Genomic DNA, 17,352 nt, shown 5'->3' with positions numbered 1-17,352 from the left:
TTAGTTTTTATTCCTTATTTTCTTCAATTTCTTCTACTTCATCAGCTTTTACCAATGTTTTTATCTTCTGTTGCAAGAAGGATACCGACAACAGGATAACTCCCAAAATAATGAACGACACAATCCGACCGGCCTGTGACATACGCCACACATCGTAAGCATAAAACTTGAGTATAATAACACCAAAGAATATCAGTGATATTTTACGCAGCAACACCTCTTTTCCATTCAAGCCCCATATCATCAAAATCATTGCCAAAACACCCCACAGCATAGGATAACCAAAGGTATGGACATCGTATAACAAGAAGTCATAACTCTCTGCATTACCAAACAATGCGATGATAGTATGATCGGTTTCTATACTTAATATCAGTACACACAAGACAACCAACACCCAGCATATAGAAGAGAACCATTCTTGAGGCAATGATTTTATATTTCTCACAAGCAGGTAAGCTATATATATAACCGCCGGCAGCGATAGGTAATGTATCAGAAAGTGAGCTGTACTATACATTCCGCCATAGAATATATCGAAGCGCAGGTCTATAGCCATATATGAATAAAAAACGGCATAACAAATAACAGAAGCAAGCAGTAAAACATAAGTAAAAGCTGCCGACGCTTTCTTCCTGTATATAAAAGCCAATAATGCGACATACAAGGCTGTATATGTAGCCATGCTCAAATACCTAAAACTCGAGTAAAACTCAACATCTGTAAAACGTTCTAATTGATAATTTAATTCTAGGAATGGCATCACATAAGCCAAGGTGATAAGAACATATTTAAATACCTTGACTACAGCACCTACGGATAATAAATCAAATCCTCGTATTTCGATTTCCATATCAGGATCTTCTTTTCTCAAGATAAACAAACAAATGGCAGAAGCTACTATTACCACTATTCCTGTGATAAATATCCTATTCAGCAATATTGGTAATTCGGGATCGTAAGAATAATTATTGTGAATATCCATCACATAAGAAATCACAGTCAGCAAACAGATAATACCAAAGCCGAACCAAAACACATTAATACGTGATCTACGCCACAGCAATAACAAGACAACAGCCTCAGCAGCCCAAAACATGGTAATAACATGCCCATTGAGCTGTATCGGAATAGCCAGACTGACAAAAGTCATCACTACAGCTATAATCACATATATGAGATTCCGATCCACTTCGCTACGTCGGAATAAAGTGAACATAACAATTGCATTAAACACTGCCAAAACTATTGTTATTAGCCCCCTTACATCGTATTGATATTGATCCCAAGCATATAAACAGGCAAGGAATACAAACAGATTATTGGATAATATAAGTAAACTCTGATAGGCCGTAACCTTTTTTTCTGTCCTCAGGTGATCTATTATAGCCAATAGATAAAACTGCACGAAAAACAATACAGCAAACAGCGTAACAAGTACTAAACTATGATCTCGATAAGCGGTTAACAACCAACTCCAAAAGAATCCCAAAGTAAGTATATAACACATAATACCTATAACACGCCACTTCTTAGCAAAAGAAATGACAAGCATACCTGTATTCAGAATTAATATATAAGAGAACAGTACAATATAATTTCCTGCGCCGGTACTTATCATCAGTGGTGATGCAAAGCCACCAAGCAAAGAGAATATGGCCAATTCTTTGCGGTCATATAAGAGTGAGAGAATAACAGAGAAAGTTGTTATGGCTATAAGCAATACAAAAGCAATGGGTTGGCTAAACAATTCATATTCTCTGAATGCCAATGTTATTGTAATATAAAAGACCGAAATACTACCACCTACCAGTATAGAAGAAAAGACATGGTACTGTCTCTTGAGCTTATGAGCTATACCGATGATTATACCTCCGGTAAGCAACCCTATACCTACACGTCCGATTTCGTTGATCCAATCACGGTCTATAGCATACTTTACAAAGAAGGCAATACCCAATACCAAAGTCACAATCCCTACTTTACTCAACCAGTTTTCACCAAGAAATCTTTCTACAAGGTTTCGCTCAGGCTCTATAGTCTCATTTGTAAAAGCAGGCTCGGATGATTGAAATATCCTCTCTACAACAGCTTCTTCATTTTCATGACTGATAGAAGCGGCAAACGAAGGAATAGTTTCTTCTTTCGGCTCATCTACCACTCGTGTTCTCTCCTCTACAGGGTGATCTTCGAGTATCTTCTCTTGAAAAGCAGCGATATGAATATCCGGAAGAAGAACTTCTTCTACCGCCTTCGGCTCTTTGACTTCTGTGCTTATTGGTTCTACGTTCTCCATAGCCGACAGTTCATTAGTGGCTTCCTGCCTTTCTTTTACTGCTTCCTGAGAACCAGCTTCTTTGAAAAAACGTGTTAGTTTAGAGTTCAGATCATTGAAACTATTGTTCAAATATTCAATATCATTGCGGATAGAACTTACTTTTGAATAAATAATAATAGGAAATACAACTATGACGATTAATATAATGATAACTAGTAATATCAGAAAGCCTTCCATAAGATTGTTGTTAAGTTGATAATAGCTTAATAATACTGTAAAAATACATGTAATATCGAACAATCGCACTTTTTTAGATAAAATATGATTATTTAGCAAATAAAAAGCTCATTACAGCGAATCATCTCTATAAAAGATTCTTCTAATTTGGTTCTACCCATTTATCAGCCTTTTATATGTTAGTCGACAAGATTTTACGAAAATGGCACTTAATAGGAATTTTAACAAAAAAATCCCCAGAAAAATGCTTCTGAGGATTTATATATTTTCACTATCTATAAATTATTCTATCACTTTCTTTGCATCTATTCGTCGCACTACTATGCCGTATATAACCAAAGCAATAGCCGAAACAAGCCCTATGGCAAAGAATACATACCAGAGGTAATGAGCGTTGGCTGTGGCTGCCGCATAATCTGCCGCAAAGTTAGTAGAATTGGCAAAGCGCTCCGACAGCGGATCGGGACAGAATCGTTCCAGTAAGAACCCAGCAACAATAAAGCTGACCAACGAGGATACAAATGAGTGTAAATGGCTGAACCCAAGATAAAGCCCCTCTTCTCCTTTAGGCGATTGCAATGAGAAGTATTCGAGAAAACGAGGAGAGATAAAACATTCAGCTATGGCCTGGAAGGCGATACCCACGATAAGGGTAAGCGTTACAGGATGTATGGTCGTAAGTCCAAATACAGAAATAGGATCACCACCCATCATATTTCCAAAGGACATGATCAGTGCTGAGAAAGGTATAATAAACATCCCTACCATGATAGACGATAACGGCGAACGCTTTTTCATTATCGTGGTAATCAGGTTTACCAATAGGAAGACGAAGAAGGGGTTTACGTTAGCAATCCATCCCGGAGAAGCATCTGCTCCTACCATACGGATAACATACTTAGGCATAGAGGCATACATCTGCTGCTGCACAATCCAGAAACCGCTGGTGATAAGTATCAAGGCTACAAGGCGTCCGTTCTTACACACCTTTATCAAGGCTTGCCATATCTCCGAAAGGCTCTTGCCTTGCCCTGCCGTTTGTGTCGACTTATACATAAAGAAAACGATAATAAGAGCAATCAAAGTCATTGTTCCCGAGAAATAGTTCAGGTAAACTAATCCCTGATCTCCAATACTTTTACGCAACGGATCTACAACCGTCTTACCTGTAAAAGCTCCGATGTTCACCATCATATAGAAAATAGCAAAACCTCTTGCTCGTGTTTCTGTAGTCGTTTCTTTGGCCACAGTACCCGAGATTACGGATTTTATAAAAGCTCCACCCACAACAATCAACAACAATATAGGGACAATTGTCCATTGTTGCATACTGTCTCTGAGACCTGTAAACGTAGTGTATCTGTCAAAATTACCCACCCCTAAAGAGTTAAAAAAGGAACGGAAAGTTTCTATTACCAACCCGCTATCTTTAGAGCCTGGTTCTAATCCGACTGCATTGGCAGCACCATATTGTACAAGCCCCGCACTCTCCAAAAGAGTAGGAACTAAGCCCAGCCCGAAATACCCGACGGTAAGAAGAGCAAAGGCAACCATTATAGCTTTACGGAAACCGATTCTGTCGGAATATGCGCCAACAAATGTGGGCAAGAAATACAATAATGCAGAAAACGAACCGGCGATAATACCGGCCTCAACATCATTGAAGCCCCATACATTAGATAGATATAAGGTTAATGAAATAAAAATTGCGTAATACGCTAGCCGCTCCAACAACTCAACTGTGTTGGCGACCCAAAAGGCTTTTGAGAATTTAGTCATCAGTCTTTATAGAATTATTAAAAATAAATTGAATTGCGGCAAAAATAAGAAAATTATCCGATCTAACAGTCAAAAAGTTGTCTGGATGACACTATTCAGCCTTTTTTAACTCAATACAGAATGTTGTTCCCACTCCAATTTCTGACGTTTTCACATAAATGCGCCCCTTGTGATAAGACTCAATGATACGCTTGGCTAACGATAGTCCGAGCCCCCACCCTCTCGATTTTGTTGTATAACCGGGATTAAAAATAGTTCTGAACTTAGATTTGGGGATACCCTTCCCCGTATCTTGTATATCAAGAGATACAAATTTCCCCTTATCGGACAAACGATATATTATTTGCCCTTGTCCACCCATGGCGTCCACGGCATTTTTGGTAAGGTTTTCTATTACCCAGCTTAACAACGGCTCATTCACGTATGCATAAAGAGGTTTATCTGACAATTCGACAACAAAAACAACCTTCTTTGATATCCTTTTTTCGAGATAAACAATCGAATTATGAATTATATCTGTCATATTCTGAGGATCTAAGGCGGGAACTGATCCTATTTTAGAAAACCGATCCGTAATCATTTGCAGTCGGTCTACATCTTTCTCCATATCTCTTACAATAGACTGATCCGTTTCTTTGAGTTTCAGATATTCCAGCCATGCCAGCAAAGACGATATAGGTGTACCCAACTGATGCGCCGTCTCTTTCGATAAGCCCACCCACAAGCGATCTTGCTCCATCCTCATGGTAGTAAACAGAGAAAAAAAAGCTGTGATCATAAATATAAACAGCACTCCCAATTGAACATAAGGGTATAACTGCAACTGTTTCAACGTGTACGAATCATCATAATATATGTACTGGTCGAACCCTTCAGCTTCAATAATGATAGGCTCATGCCTTTTCTTAAAAGATTCTGCTCTTTGCTTCAAAAAGATCTGGTCGTCAAGCTCGGGAAGATCTATATTTGCCGAAGTATAAAAATTCTCTTTTTTATCGTATAGTATAACAGGTATTGTCGTATTGCTTTTCAGTATCTGAGCAACCAGATTCATATTCATATTTTCAGCATTGCTTGCCATTTCTTTGGTAGCCTCAGCCCAGATCTCAATTTTGTTTCTCTCTTCTTTCGACAGATTCTCGACCAAAAAATGTGACACGATAAGAGATGCCACCACAATAAGAAGAGCTATGGCTACAAACAAATACCTGAATAATATTTTATTATTTTCGAATAATTTCATTCAATATATGCTTTATTATACATCTAACACTTTATACGCCTATTATATTTGATTTTAAACGACTTACCAACATCTATCTCACGAAAAGGTGACAAAAGTGACAGTTATTCGTATGTTTTTAAGTGTCACTTTTCTCTTTGCAGAAACAACAGTATATATAGATAAGATTTAATATTTCTTATATGCGATATACAAACAGACAATATTTTTATTCACTCCCCTTAAAGAAAAAATCTTCCTCTGAAAGATTATGTTTTTTCTGCATCTAAGATACAAACTAGCTTTTACATCAAGAAAATAATTAAAGAAAAGACTACGATATAAATTACTAAAATAGTTACCTTTGCCCGATGATTTATTTACCTCATAATTTTATCAGTTTATGAAAAGAGACACAGCCATTTTTGATATTATTGAAAAAGAGTATCAACGACAACTGAAAGGGATTGAACTTATCGCTTCTGAAAACTTTGTCAGTGAACAAGTGATGGAGGCTATGGGATCATGCTTAACAAACAAATATGCAGAAGGGTATCCGGGCAAAAGATATTATGGGGGATGCGAAATTGTAGACCTTAGCGAACAGCTAGCTATAGATAGGCTAAAAGAAATATTCGGGGCAGAGTGGGCTAACGTACAACCACACTCAGGAGCTCAGGCAAATGCGGCAGTATTCCTTGCTTGTATGCAGGCCGGAGATAAATTCCTTGGACTGAACCTTTCACACGGAGGACACTTATCACATGGTTCGCCTGTCAACTTCTCAGGATTGATGTTTCATGCATTAGAATACAATGTAAAACAAGATACAGAGCAAGTAGACTATGAGCAAATGGAAGAAGTTGCCCGTGCAGAAAAACCTAAAGTTATCATCGCCGGAGCATCGGCCTATTCTCGCGACTGGGATTATGCACGTATCCGCAAAATAGCAGACGAAATAGGTGCTATATTTATGGTAGATATGGCTCACCCGGCAGGACTGGTTGCAGCAGGATTGCTTAACAATCCTCTTCCTTACGCACACATTGTGACTACAACAACTCACAAAACATTGCGTGGACCACGTGGTGGTGCAATTATGCTAGGCAAAGACTTTGAAAATCCTTGGGGCAAGAAAACTCCGAAAGGTGAAGTACGCATGATGTCTGCATTGCTAGACTCGGCAGTATTCCCGGGCATTCAAGGTGGCCCACTAGAGCATGTAATTGCAGCTAAAGCGGTATCATTTGGCGAAGCTCTCGACCCTTCATACAAAGTTTATCAGGCTCAGGTGAAGAAAAATGCGGCTGTTATGGCTCAAGCTTTTATGGATAAAGGCTACAAAGTAGTATCAGGAGGAACAGACAATCACTCTATGCTTATAGATTTACGTCCCAAATTCCCTGAATTGACAGGAAAGCTTGCCGAAAAAGTTCTTGTAGAAGCCGATATCACCACCAATAAGAATATGGTTCCGTTCGATAGCCGCAGTCCATTCCTTACATCAGGTCTTCGATTCGGTACTCCGGCAATCACTACACGTGGAGCGAAAGAGCCTTTGATGGGAGAAATAGTGGAATTGATAGATACAGTTCTTTCTAATCCGGAAGACGGAAAAGTAATAAAAGCTGTACGTGAGAAAGTAAATGGAATAATGAAAGATTATCCATTATTTGCTTGGTAAAATACTATTCCTGTTTGATAGAACTTAACTAATATACAAAATAAGAAGCTGTTTAATAAGGCAATTACACCTCATCGTGTTTGCTTTTAAACAGCTTCTGTATGTATTCCGATGAAAAAAATCAAAATAAGCATTCTATATGTATTGTCTATACATATAATGGCATTAATCATAATGTCACTGCAACGTACCTTATTATTACTTACAAATCTGCAACATATAGAAAGTGTAACCTCAAAAGCCAGTTGGATTTTCTCAGCTTTGCTCCGAGGTGTCTGGTTCGACAATGTCATTGCATGCTACATCTCTGCACTACCTCTTGTCGTGCTTTGCATTGTAGGACTTTTTAATAAAGTAAATAAGATTACGTTCAGTTCATTCAACGTATACTATATACTGATCTATACTGTGGTTTTTGCGATTGGTTTTGCAGACATTCCTTACTTCGCTTATTTCTTTAAACATCTGAACAGTTCTATCTTCAATTGGAATGAAGAAAGTAGTACAACCGCCAAAATGATATTCGAAGAAACATCATATTACATATATATGGGTGTTTTTCTTCTGGTGGTCATCGCTTTTGGATATTTGGCTTTCAAGATGAGCAAAAGGCTTTTAAATCTACAGCAAGAAAATATAAAAGGAAAAGAATATTTCATTTACATTCCCACTTGTATTATCCTTGCCATACTATGCATGTTGGGTATCAGGGGGCGTTTCGGATACAATCCGATAAAAACAAGCCAAGCTTACTTTTGTAATAATTCATTTTTGAACCAGTTGGGAATAAACCCCTCTTTTTATTTCTTGCGGGATGTTATCGAATCATCGAAAACTCATCATAGCATAGACAATGTTATTTCAGAAAAAGATGCTATTTCATATACACAGAAGTTTTTTGGCCTAAACCCGGCTGATGAGCAAAAGTCGCCTATTGCCCGATATATTAAAGCAGAAAGTCCGGAAAAAGATATGAATGTCGTCGTCATACTCATGGAATCGATGTCTGCCGATCTGCTAAAAGTAACAGAAAACGAAAAAGAAATAACTCCATTTCTCAACCAGCTTATAAAAAAATCATACTATTTCGATCATTTCTATTCAGCCGGCACACATACCAATCATGGTATCTTAGCCACACTGTACGGACTGCCGGCCTTGTTTGATAAGAATATGATGAAAAATGTAACAATCCCACTATGTCAGGGGTTGCCAAATACGCTACAAGAGCAAAATTATAAAACGATGTTCTTCATGCCACACGAATCCCAATATGATAATATGAATGCTTTCTTATTGGAAAATGGATTTGAAGAAATATATTCTCAAGAAAATTATCCACCGCAAATGCGAAAAAACAGCTTTGGTGTTGCAGATGACTTTCTACTCAGTTATTCGCTGAACAAAATAAATGAAAAGGCTCCGACATCTTCTCCTTTTTTTGCAACAATACTCACCGTAAGTAATCATCCTCCATATATTGTACCTGAAAAATTTGAAAATGTAAGCACAAAACCCGAATTCCAAATAGTTGCATTTGCAGACGATGCCATACGGCAATTTTTTGCTGATGCCGAAAAACAAAGCTGGTTTAAAAATACAATATTTGTACTGCTTGGAGACCATGGGAAAATAGTGGGCACACAAACCTATGAAATGCCTCTATCGCTAAACCATATTCCACTGATCATATACTCTCCGGCCTTTACGGATATGCCCGCAACGATTTCCAGTCCGGGAGGACAAGTTGATGTATTCCCTACCATTATGGGTTTACTAAACCGTTCGTACATGAATAATACTTTTGGGGTAGACATGTTTAAGACAAAACGTCCGTATATGTTTTTCTCTTCTGATAATGCGCTTGGATGTATCGATGAGAAATACTTTTATACTTACAACTTCAAATCGAAGATAGAAGGCTTGTATGAATATAGCGAGAATAACAGCGATAATGTTCTTTCTCAATTTAAACAGAAAGCAGATAGCATGAACTTATATTCAGCAGCCATGTTTCAAACAGCGAATTATATGCTCAAACATGAATTGACAAGAGTAAAGAAATAAAAAACAAACATTCCATAACTACCTAGAAATCATTAACTTAACAACATAGTATTTTCACACTAAAACATTGATGGCTTTATCACTGTCAAATAGGTGGAAACCAATACCATATCGTGTAATATAGACAATTATTAAGCAATAGTAATGTTAAATTGAAAATTAATTTGTAATTTAGCCTAAAATTACATGAGTACAATTTCCCAGAATACTTATACAGAGTGTAGTACGATGAAAACTTATTATAGAAGTATATTTATACTTTTGTCATTTTTACTATTAGCTTGTACATCTGAAAACGAAGAAGCTCAAAGACAATTAAATACAGCCCGACAGCTTTATTCGCAGGCTGAATACGCTTTAGCAAAACAGACTCTTGATAGTCTGAAAGTAAATCACCCGAAAGCTTTTCCCCAGTTGCAAGCAGGTATCTTGCTGCTAGATTCAATCCGCAGAGGAGAGAACGAGCAAATAATAGCGCAATGCGATTCGCTTATATCATCTTTTGAACCAAAAGTTGAGCAAGAGAAAACAAAGTTTAGCTTTCAACAAAACAAACAATACCAAGAAACAGGAAGCTATATCCCAAAAGAGAGCGTAACCTCATCTATTACTTCTACTACTCTTCGTTCGGGAGTAGAAGAAAATGGCCAGTTATATATTGAAAGTGTATTTATTGGTGGACAAAAACATAATAAAATAAAGATTTTGTCTAAAGATGGCTCATTTGCTGAATCCATACCAGTAAATGACGATGGCTTGAATTATCGTTTCTCAAACATGGGCAAAACGTATGAAGTAATCCGATTTTCAGGTAGTAAGGAAAATGGAATTGCGAAGTTCATTTTCTCAAATACCAATAGCCCTTTATCTGTCACCTTAGAAGGACAAGGAAGATATACATATACTTTATCGCAACAGGTAAAGTCTGCGATTTCAAAATCGTATCAGTTATCAGTAATGATGTTGCAGCTCGATAGTCTTAAAACAGCTAAAGAGAAAGCCGCATTTCACATCTATTACCTGGATAATAAAAAAGACAGCACAAACACTTACAACACAAAACTACAATAACTCTAATTTTTATGAAAAAAGAAAAATCTACTGCTGAGCCTCATGGAAAAGAGAAAGATATTTTCAATCTTAATATCTCTGTCGATTGTACAATATTCGGATTTCACTCAGGAAGCCTCAAAGTTTTACTATGCAAACCCAGTGCCGGCGAAAAATGGATGCTTCCCGGAGGTCTTATAACAAGAGATGAAATACCGGATGAAACGGCACGCCGAATCTTAAAAGCAAAAACAGGATTAAGCGATACCTATCTGAAGCAGTTTTCATTCTTTGGGAGAAAAGATAAAAAAAAAGGAGAAAAGGAGAACCCCGAAATACTTAGTGAAATTAGTCTGGCCTATTTTGCCCTTATCAAATCAGGAGATGCACAACTTGTCGAAGATAACGACTCTGAACATATCGAATGGTTTGAAATAAATAACATATCAGATTTACACCCGGAACATAAGATTATTTTTGAAACCGCTCTTTCCTCCCTCCGCAAACAAATTGGATTCATACCTATCGGTTACGAACTTCTACCCGAAAAATTCACAATGCCGGAATTAAGAAGTATCTACGAGGCAATATTAGGAAGAGAACTAGACCGTAGAAACTTCCAGCGCAAAATGCTCTCTATCGGCTTCATAAAAGCACTGAATGAAACACGAAAAGTAGGAGCTCACAAATCGCCCAATTTGTACTCTTTCGACAAGAAAAAATATGAAGAAGCCGAAAGACTTGGAATTCAGTTAATGAGCAACAACTTGTAATCGTAAAAGGAAATAACCCAGAACATTAATTTATAATCATTCAGCAAAACCGAAGTCCAGAAGGGATTGCCTCACATCAGAAGAAATATCAGCATTTATTTTATAAGCAAAATACTCTCTACGCAAAGGATAGTTATTTCGTTGCTGCTTGAAAGTGGCAGGAGATGCTTTTAGTCTCTCGAAGTCAGACATGGGGTCGTATGTGTGCAATATAGCATCAAAGAGAAGATTGTCAGAGCTTTTAAACCCGGTGAGATCTATTATCGGGTTTACAGGATCAGGCGCTATTATGCGAGACAGGGGCTCTTTGCTCATCCCATAGAAATCGGCGACAGACTCAAGAGACATACGTGTCGCATTGGCTTTTCCGTCTGCCGAATAACCTGCAATATGTGGCGTGGCAATATCAATCATCGCCATATATTCAAGGTCTATATCGGGTTCTTTTTCCCAGCAATCGATAATTGCTCCCGATATAAGATTGTTGGCTATAGCAATTTTTATAGCTGCTGTATCTGCAATCGCACCTCTTGCCGAATTTATTATAACCGGCTTTCTCTTGAGAGACGAAAAGAACTCGATATCAGCTAAATGATAAGTCTTATATTCGCCTTCCTTTGTTAAGGGAGTATGGAAAGTGATAATATCAGCTTTATCTATTATTTCGTCCAGACTTACAAACAAATCACTCTGTTCTGCTTTTTGACGTGGTGGATCATTTAGCAAAACCCTCATACCTAACATTTCGCAAGCTTTGGCTACCTTTTTCCCTACGTTGCCGACACCAACAATACCTATCGTTTTATCTTTGAGTTCAAAGCCTTTCTGGCGGGAGATTCTTATCAATGAAGAAACGATATATTGCTGCACCGAACCGGAATTGCATCCCGGAGCATTATGCCACACGATATCATGAGCATCACAGTAATGGGTATCGATATGATCATAACCAATAGTAGCGGAGCATATAAGCTTTACATTTGTATTTTTTAGTATTGCTTCGTCAAAGCGAGTAACTGTACGCACGATTAAAGTATCAGCCTCTTTGATCGCATCATGCGTAAAAGCAGCACCATCGAGGTAAGTAATATCTCCGTAATATTCGGCTACACCTTTGAGATAGGGTATATTTTTGTCAGCTATTATTTTCATTGGTAAGAGTATGAAACGTATTTTCTATAGAATCTATTTCATCTATATTTTTATCTATCAGCAACTTTCCTTTATCTAAAAAGATTACACGAGAGCAAATAGCTTTTACCTCAAATAGAATATGAGTAGAAAAAAGTATCATCTTATCTTTCGACAGCTCCTTGAAAAGAGCATTAAGACTTTCGCGTTGATTGGGATCTAAGCCGGAAGTAGCCTCATCCAAGATAAGAAATTCAGGGTTATGAACCAATGCCTGAGCAATACCAACTCGTTGACGGTTTCCTTTCGAAAGAGCCTTTATTTTTTTCTTGTATTCTTTCTCCAATCCCGTTTCTTGAATAACACGAGAAACAGCGTCGTTCCCTACTTTGTAGATTCCTGCAACATATTCCAGATATTCCTTTACGTACATATCTTCGTATAAAGGATTATCTTCCGAGAGATAGCCTATACGCTTTTTAACCTCTAAGGGGTTAGAAAGAATGTCTTCTCCTGAAAAAGTGACACGTCCCTTATCGGCAGTCATACCACCTGCAAGAATTTTCATCAAGGTCGATTTTCCCGCTCCATTCACTCCGAGAAGCCCTACTATATCACCCTTCTGTATCGAAAAGCTCACATCAGATAAGGCTACCTGATCTCCATACGTTTTGGATATGTGCTCTATTTGTATCAAATGGAAAATTGTTATGATGGTGTAAAAATAATAAATCTCCCCGGAATATTCCGGAGAGATTTACATTTATAATTTAGACATTGCTTTTAACCTGCTACTGGAGAATAAGATCTTGATTGCAATTCCTTATCCATTGTATAGATTCCAAAACCGTTATCTTTAATCATTTTCAGTGCGTCGATATAGCCTTGTGCTGTAGCCTCTTCTTCCACTTGCTCGTCTACAAACCATTTCAACATACTTTCGGTAGCATAGTCTTTTTCTTCCTTAGCCAACGCCACCAAGTCATTGATTCGCCCTGTTACGATCTTTTCATGTCTCAAAGTTTCTTCAAAAGCATGAAGAGGAGATTCCCAAGTCAAATCCACCTTTTCAATTGGCTTCAATTCTACTTTTGCGCCTCTATCAGTAACGTATTTGAAAAATTTCATTGCGTGATCTTGTTCTTCCTTAAACTGGATTTCGAACCAATTTGCAAAACCCGGTTTTCCGTCTGCTGCAAAATAAGCAGCCATAGACAGATATAAATATGCTGACCAAAATTCAGCATTGATTTGTGCATTTAATGCAGCTTCTAATTTTTTACTTAACATAATTGATGATATTTTTTGATGTTAGTTTATTCTTTCAACACTTGTGTAATGGCAATTGTTCAATAGTTCGTCTACTACACAAATATGTTATGCAATATTACAAAATATAATTATTATTTCAAAAACTATTTATAATCATTAATGAGTTATCGAGAAAACCTATAATACAAAATCAAGTTTATTCTTATATTAGGGAGTAGCTTTTATCACTTTCAAAATATACCCTCTTTTCTTAATTGAACTAATAAAGAGTGTCCTATCTATTTTTAACATTTTCCGCAGATATGTAATCTGAACATTTAGCGACAATGAATTTGAATAACTATCACACCCCCAAATCTTATCAAGGATATAGTTGCGATCAACAACAGAGTTAATATTATCAGCCAATATCTTTAGAATGTCAGCTTGCCTCACAGACATCTTTTGGGATATTGAATTCAGCTCTATCATACACAAAGAATAATCGAAAATTATATAGCCAAGCTGATATCTGTAGTTATTCTCATTATCATCCAAATCGCCCAATCTTTCTCTTATCTTAGCTATCAACTCTTCGGGATAAAATGGCTTGGGAATATAATCATTTCCTTTCAAACTAAACCCTTTTAGACGATCAGATATTTCTGTTCGATCTGTTAGAAAAAATATAATAACACTTTTATCTTTTTCTCTTATTTTACGAGCAACTTGAAAACCATCCATTTCTGGCATATTAATATCTAATAAAACCAAATCAGGTTTTAAAGGCTGAAACAATTCCCATGCCTCTTTACCATTATTCGCATAAGTAACCCTATAGTCTTCCTCCTCCAAAAATCTTTTCAGTAACATTGAGTTTCTCAAGTCATCATCAACCAGCAATATTTTAAGCTTCCTCATTGTTCTTAGGTATTTCAACAACAAAAACAGTCCCTTTATCGAGTTTACTCTCCACCGACACTTTTCCTTTATGAGCATCTATCAATAGCTTCACATAGCTTAGCCCCAACCCCATACCCAATATACCTTTACCCGTAACACGTACACTGCGAAAATAAGGTTCAAAGATATGAGATAGTTCGGCAGGATCTATACCCCAACCATTATCCGAAACTATAACTTTGTACTGGTTATTTACAGAACAACAATCAACATTAATAAGGACATCTCCAGATGAGTACTTTATCGCATTTTCTAAAAGATTACAGATTATATTGTTAATATGCATTTTATCTGCTACTATTTGAGTCTTATCATTATCAAATCGGGCTGCAATAGATACCTCGCGATCAGAGGGAACATTTAGTTTCTGAATACATCCTTCGATTAATTCCTTCATATTAAAAACAGAAAAACTCAAAGGTATTTCTTCCATTTCCAGACACGTCATGTCTCGTAACTTTGAGAAATAAGAAGAAAGATTATCTAACTCATTCTGAGAGTTCTGTATAATATCTTCCCTCATCGACCGATCGTGCATCATCTTATCATTCTTCATGAATGAAACACTCATCTTCAATGCAGAAAGAGGACGCTTGAGTTCATGTACCATCGTCTTTATAAAACTTCTCCTCAATTCTTCAATTCGTTGCTGTTTATGTAGCGTTTTAATTTGGTAAATCAAACAAAATACAAGTAAAGAGAATAGCATGACAGAACATATAAGAGAACCAAGCATTCTACCTAGTATTGGTGATATCCGTAATTCATAGAGAACCTTTATTTGTTCTTTCCGTAGAATATCAATAGGATATATTATTTCTATCACAGGATTTACTAAAGAAGTATGCCTAACGACACATGGACTCCAAAGAATCGAATCCCTTGTCTCCACCTCTACTGATGAGGCATACAAATTTCGGTTTGCAAGCATCAAATCAAGATGCTCCACAGAAAACGGATTTAACTTATTAGTAGTATAGAGATTGATTGCTCCTTGGACATCGAATTGACAATTTGATTCTTTGATGAGAAAAAAATGTTTTTCTACACCTACGTTTAATGATGATAGTGAATCAGCCCGCTGTAAAGATATCGTGTCCTTTATCTGTCGTTTATCAACAGTATAAATACAAACACCCCACTCCGTATCGGTTTTACCTTCAACCCCATCTCTCTGTTTTACATTCATCTGCCATTGGGAAATAATTTGTATATCCATACTCCGGGATTTACTCCGTAAATCAATATCCGCAACAATGGCATCTAATAAAGCCCGAGATAATTCATCTTCATATTGCCTAAGAGTATATACATATTGATTGTAGAGCCAATTACCCTGAAGCACCATCAATCCAAGCAAGGCAATGACCGTTAGCCTATAAATCATTTTTATATGTTTTTCCACCTGTTCTCTTCGCGGTTTTGGTATACTGCAAAATTATAAAATCTATTGGCCTAACAACTGCTTTTACCCCAATAACCCTGCAACCAATAATAATTTAATAATAATGACATAACATTTGAATAATAGTATTTAAATAGAATATGATGTATTCCAAAATACCTTTACGGACAAGTATTACTTTTAAATTAAAAAAAATGAACCAAACGAAATCAATAATGCTGATTACAGCACTATCTCTATTAACTTTCTTGAGGGCTTATAGCCAACAGTACTCTTGCGTGGAAACACTTGAAGAAAGTTTACAGCGAACCGCGAATATACTAAATGAAGAGAAATCAAAAGCCTTGTGGGGAGTTTCATTGAATGCACCGATAATCATTGTTGACCATACTACGAATAAAATGTTTGTTACAGCTATCGAAAATGGAGTTGTGCTGCCTCCTAAGGAGGAATCATGGGATCATAAAATACCTTTGTCAAATAGCTTTTTTGAATATAATGGTAAAACATATGTAACTATAATTTATGCTGCTATTATGAATATACCATGTGAACAACGAGTAAACTTGTTGAGTCACGAAATATTCCATTATCACCAAAAAAGCCTTGGCATTAAAAACGAAATGTCACGAAATTTTCACTTGGATGAAATTCAGGGTAGAGCGTTACTACAAATTGAAATGAAACTTCTGCAAGAAGCTTTAGAGGGGAATGAAAGTAGTCTATTTGATGCCATATATATACGAAAATATAGACAAAAACTATTTCCAGACAACAATGAAGACTTGTACGAATTGAATGAAGGGTTGGCTGAATACACCGGAGCAAAATTATCTACAGAGAATATGAAAGAATATGTAAAACAACGATTAAATTACAATATTTCTCAAGGATACACAAATGCTTTCGGGTATTTTACAGGAGCTGCTTATGCAACGATACTAGACAAAATTTATCCTAAGTGGCATTACGACAAAGATCTAACAAAGGGATTAATCTATTTGATAAAAAAGAGAGATTCTCGTTATGAGAGTGTAATTAAAGACGATTATATTGAACAACTTTTAACAAAATACAATTATAATCAAATAACCAGAATTGAAGAGAAAGAATTAGATTCTTTTGGCAACATTGAAGATTTTAAGAGGCTATTGAAGACAAATACATCCAAATTAATAATAAAAAACGAAAAAATAAATTTCACATATAATCCTAATGATAAAATTGTTTCATTAGGGGATGCTGTATTATTACGTAATTTGACCATAACTGCAGAATGGGGACGAATGAAAGTTCAAAGTGGAATCGTACGCCTTAATAATTGGTCAGCCTTCTATCTTCTTCCCCCAACAAGTATAACATCAGACACTGTAGAGGGGGATAATTATGAGATTAAAATCAATCAAGGTTGGAAAATTATCGAAGAGAACGGACTCTATGAGATCGTTAGATTATAATCCACAACAATATAAATAACAAGAAAAGCAAAAACAAGTAAAGTAATTAACTTAG

General features: G+C 36.5%; 13 protein-coding genes. 5 read left to right on the top strand and 8 right to left on the bottom strand.

From position 1 onward, the window contains the following. Nucleotides 1-7: 7 nt before the first annotated feature. The 3 genes from HMPREF9456_RS02955 to HMPREF9456_RS02945 form a co-directional block, all read right to left on the bottom strand. Nucleotides 8-2,515: a DUF2339 domain-containing protein gene (locus HMPREF9456_RS02955; protein ID WP_018074658.1), complete on the bottom strand. Its 2,508-nt coding sequence runs from the start codon at nucleotides 2,513-2,515 to the stop codon at nucleotides 8-10. A 282-nt stretch (nucleotides 2,516-2,797) separates the two neighbouring features. Beyond that, a complete protein-coding gene (locus HMPREF9456_RS02950) occupies nucleotides 2,798-4,294 on the bottom strand; it encodes an MFS transporter (RefSeq protein ID WP_006841966.1) in 1,497 nt (498 codons plus the stop codon). Between the two features lie 91 nt (nucleotides 4,295-4,385). Continuing rightward, nucleotides 4,386-5,537 (bottom strand): sensor histidine kinase, encoded by a 1,152-nt coding sequence (locus tag HMPREF9456_RS02945; RefSeq protein ID WP_006841965.1) that lies wholly within the window; start codon nucleotides 5,535-5,537, stop codon nucleotides 4,386-4,388. 382 nt (nucleotides 5,538-5,919) lie between these two features. Here HMPREF9456_RS02945 and glyA point away from each other — a divergent pair, with 382 nt between their 5' ends. The 4 genes from glyA to HMPREF9456_RS02925 all read left to right on the top strand — a co-directional run bounded on the left by glyA (nucleotide 5,920) and on the right by HMPREF9456_RS02925 (nucleotide 11,090). Next, complete coding sequence (gene glyA, locus HMPREF9456_RS02940; RefSeq protein WP_006841964.1) at nucleotides 5,920-7,200, top strand: serine hydroxymethyltransferase; 1,281 nt, start codon at nucleotides 5,920-5,922, stop codon at nucleotides 7,198-7,200. A 159-nt stretch (nucleotides 7,201-7,359) separates the two neighbouring features. Next, nucleotides 7,360-9,267 carry an LTA synthase family protein gene (locus HMPREF9456_RS02935; protein WP_157382304.1) on the top strand — a complete coding sequence of 636 codons (1,908 nt, stop codon included), beginning with the start codon at nucleotides 7,360-7,362 and terminating at the stop codon, nucleotides 9,265-9,267. 228 nt (nucleotides 9,268-9,495) lie between these two features. After that, the gene (locus tag HMPREF9456_RS02930; protein ID WP_245530980.1) at nucleotides 9,496-10,338 is read left to right on the top strand and encodes a hypothetical protein; all 843 of its coding nucleotides are present in this window, start codon (nucleotides 9,496-9,498) and stop codon (nucleotides 10,336-10,338) included. An 11-nt stretch (nucleotides 10,339-10,349) separates the two neighbouring features. Then, nucleotides 10,350-11,090, top strand: coding sequence for an NUDIX hydrolase (locus HMPREF9456_RS02925; RefSeq protein WP_006841961.1), 741 nt, complete (start codon nucleotides 10,350-10,352; stop codon nucleotides 11,088-11,090). Nucleotides 11,091-11,126: 36 nt separating this feature from the next. Here the strand turns inward: HMPREF9456_RS02925 and pdxB are convergent, their stop codons facing one another. The 5 genes from pdxB to HMPREF9456_RS02900 all read right to left on the bottom strand — a co-directional run bounded on the left by pdxB (nucleotide 11,127) and on the right by HMPREF9456_RS02900 (nucleotide 15,822). Continuing rightward, entirely contained in the window at nucleotides 11,127-12,242 is a 1,116-nt protein-coding gene (pdxB, locus tag HMPREF9456_RS02920; RefSeq protein ID WP_006841960.1) for a 4-phosphoerythronate dehydrogenase PdxB, read from the bottom strand. After that, nucleotides 12,226-12,918, bottom strand: a complete 693-nt coding sequence (locus tag HMPREF9456_RS02915; protein WP_006841959.1) for an ABC transporter ATP-binding protein — start codon at nucleotides 12,916-12,918, stop codon at nucleotides 12,226-12,228. Before HMPREF9456_RS02915 ends, pdxB begins: the two co-directional genes overlap by 17 nt. Nucleotides 12,919-13,004: 86 nt before the next feature. Next, entirely contained in the window at nucleotides 13,005-13,511 is a 507-nt protein-coding gene (locus tag HMPREF9456_RS02910) for a ferritin (RefSeq protein WP_006841958.1), read from the bottom strand. A 189-nt stretch (nucleotides 13,512-13,700) separates the two neighbouring features. Further along, nucleotides 13,701-14,393 (bottom strand): response regulator transcription factor, encoded by a 693-nt coding sequence (locus HMPREF9456_RS02905; RefSeq protein WP_006841957.1) that lies wholly within the window; start codon nucleotides 14,391-14,393, stop codon nucleotides 13,701-13,703. Further along, complete coding sequence (locus HMPREF9456_RS02900; RefSeq protein ID WP_147591711.1) at nucleotides 14,380-15,822, bottom strand: sensor histidine kinase; 1,443 nt, start codon at nucleotides 15,820-15,822, stop codon at nucleotides 14,380-14,382. Before HMPREF9456_RS02900 ends, HMPREF9456_RS02905 begins: the two co-directional genes overlap by 14 nt. 212 nt (nucleotides 15,823-16,034) lie before the next feature. Here HMPREF9456_RS02900 and HMPREF9456_RS02895 point away from each other — a divergent pair, with 212 nt between their 5' ends. After that, on the top strand, nucleotides 16,035-17,297 hold the full coding sequence (locus HMPREF9456_RS02895; RefSeq protein ID WP_245530979.1) for a hypothetical protein: 1,263 nt from the start codon (nucleotides 16,035-16,037) through the stop codon (nucleotides 17,295-17,297). Nucleotides 17,298-17,352 lie beyond the last annotated feature (55 nt).

Origin of the sequence: Dysgonomonas mossii DSM 22836 (assembly GCF_000213575.1) — a bacterium.
Taxonomy (GTDB): Bacteria; Bacteroidota; Bacteroidia; order Bacteroidales; family Dysgonomonadaceae; genus Dysgonomonas; species Dysgonomonas mossii.
The sequence above is the reverse complement of the archived record's forward strand: the minus strand, read 5'-3'. Positions and strand labels throughout refer to the sequence as shown.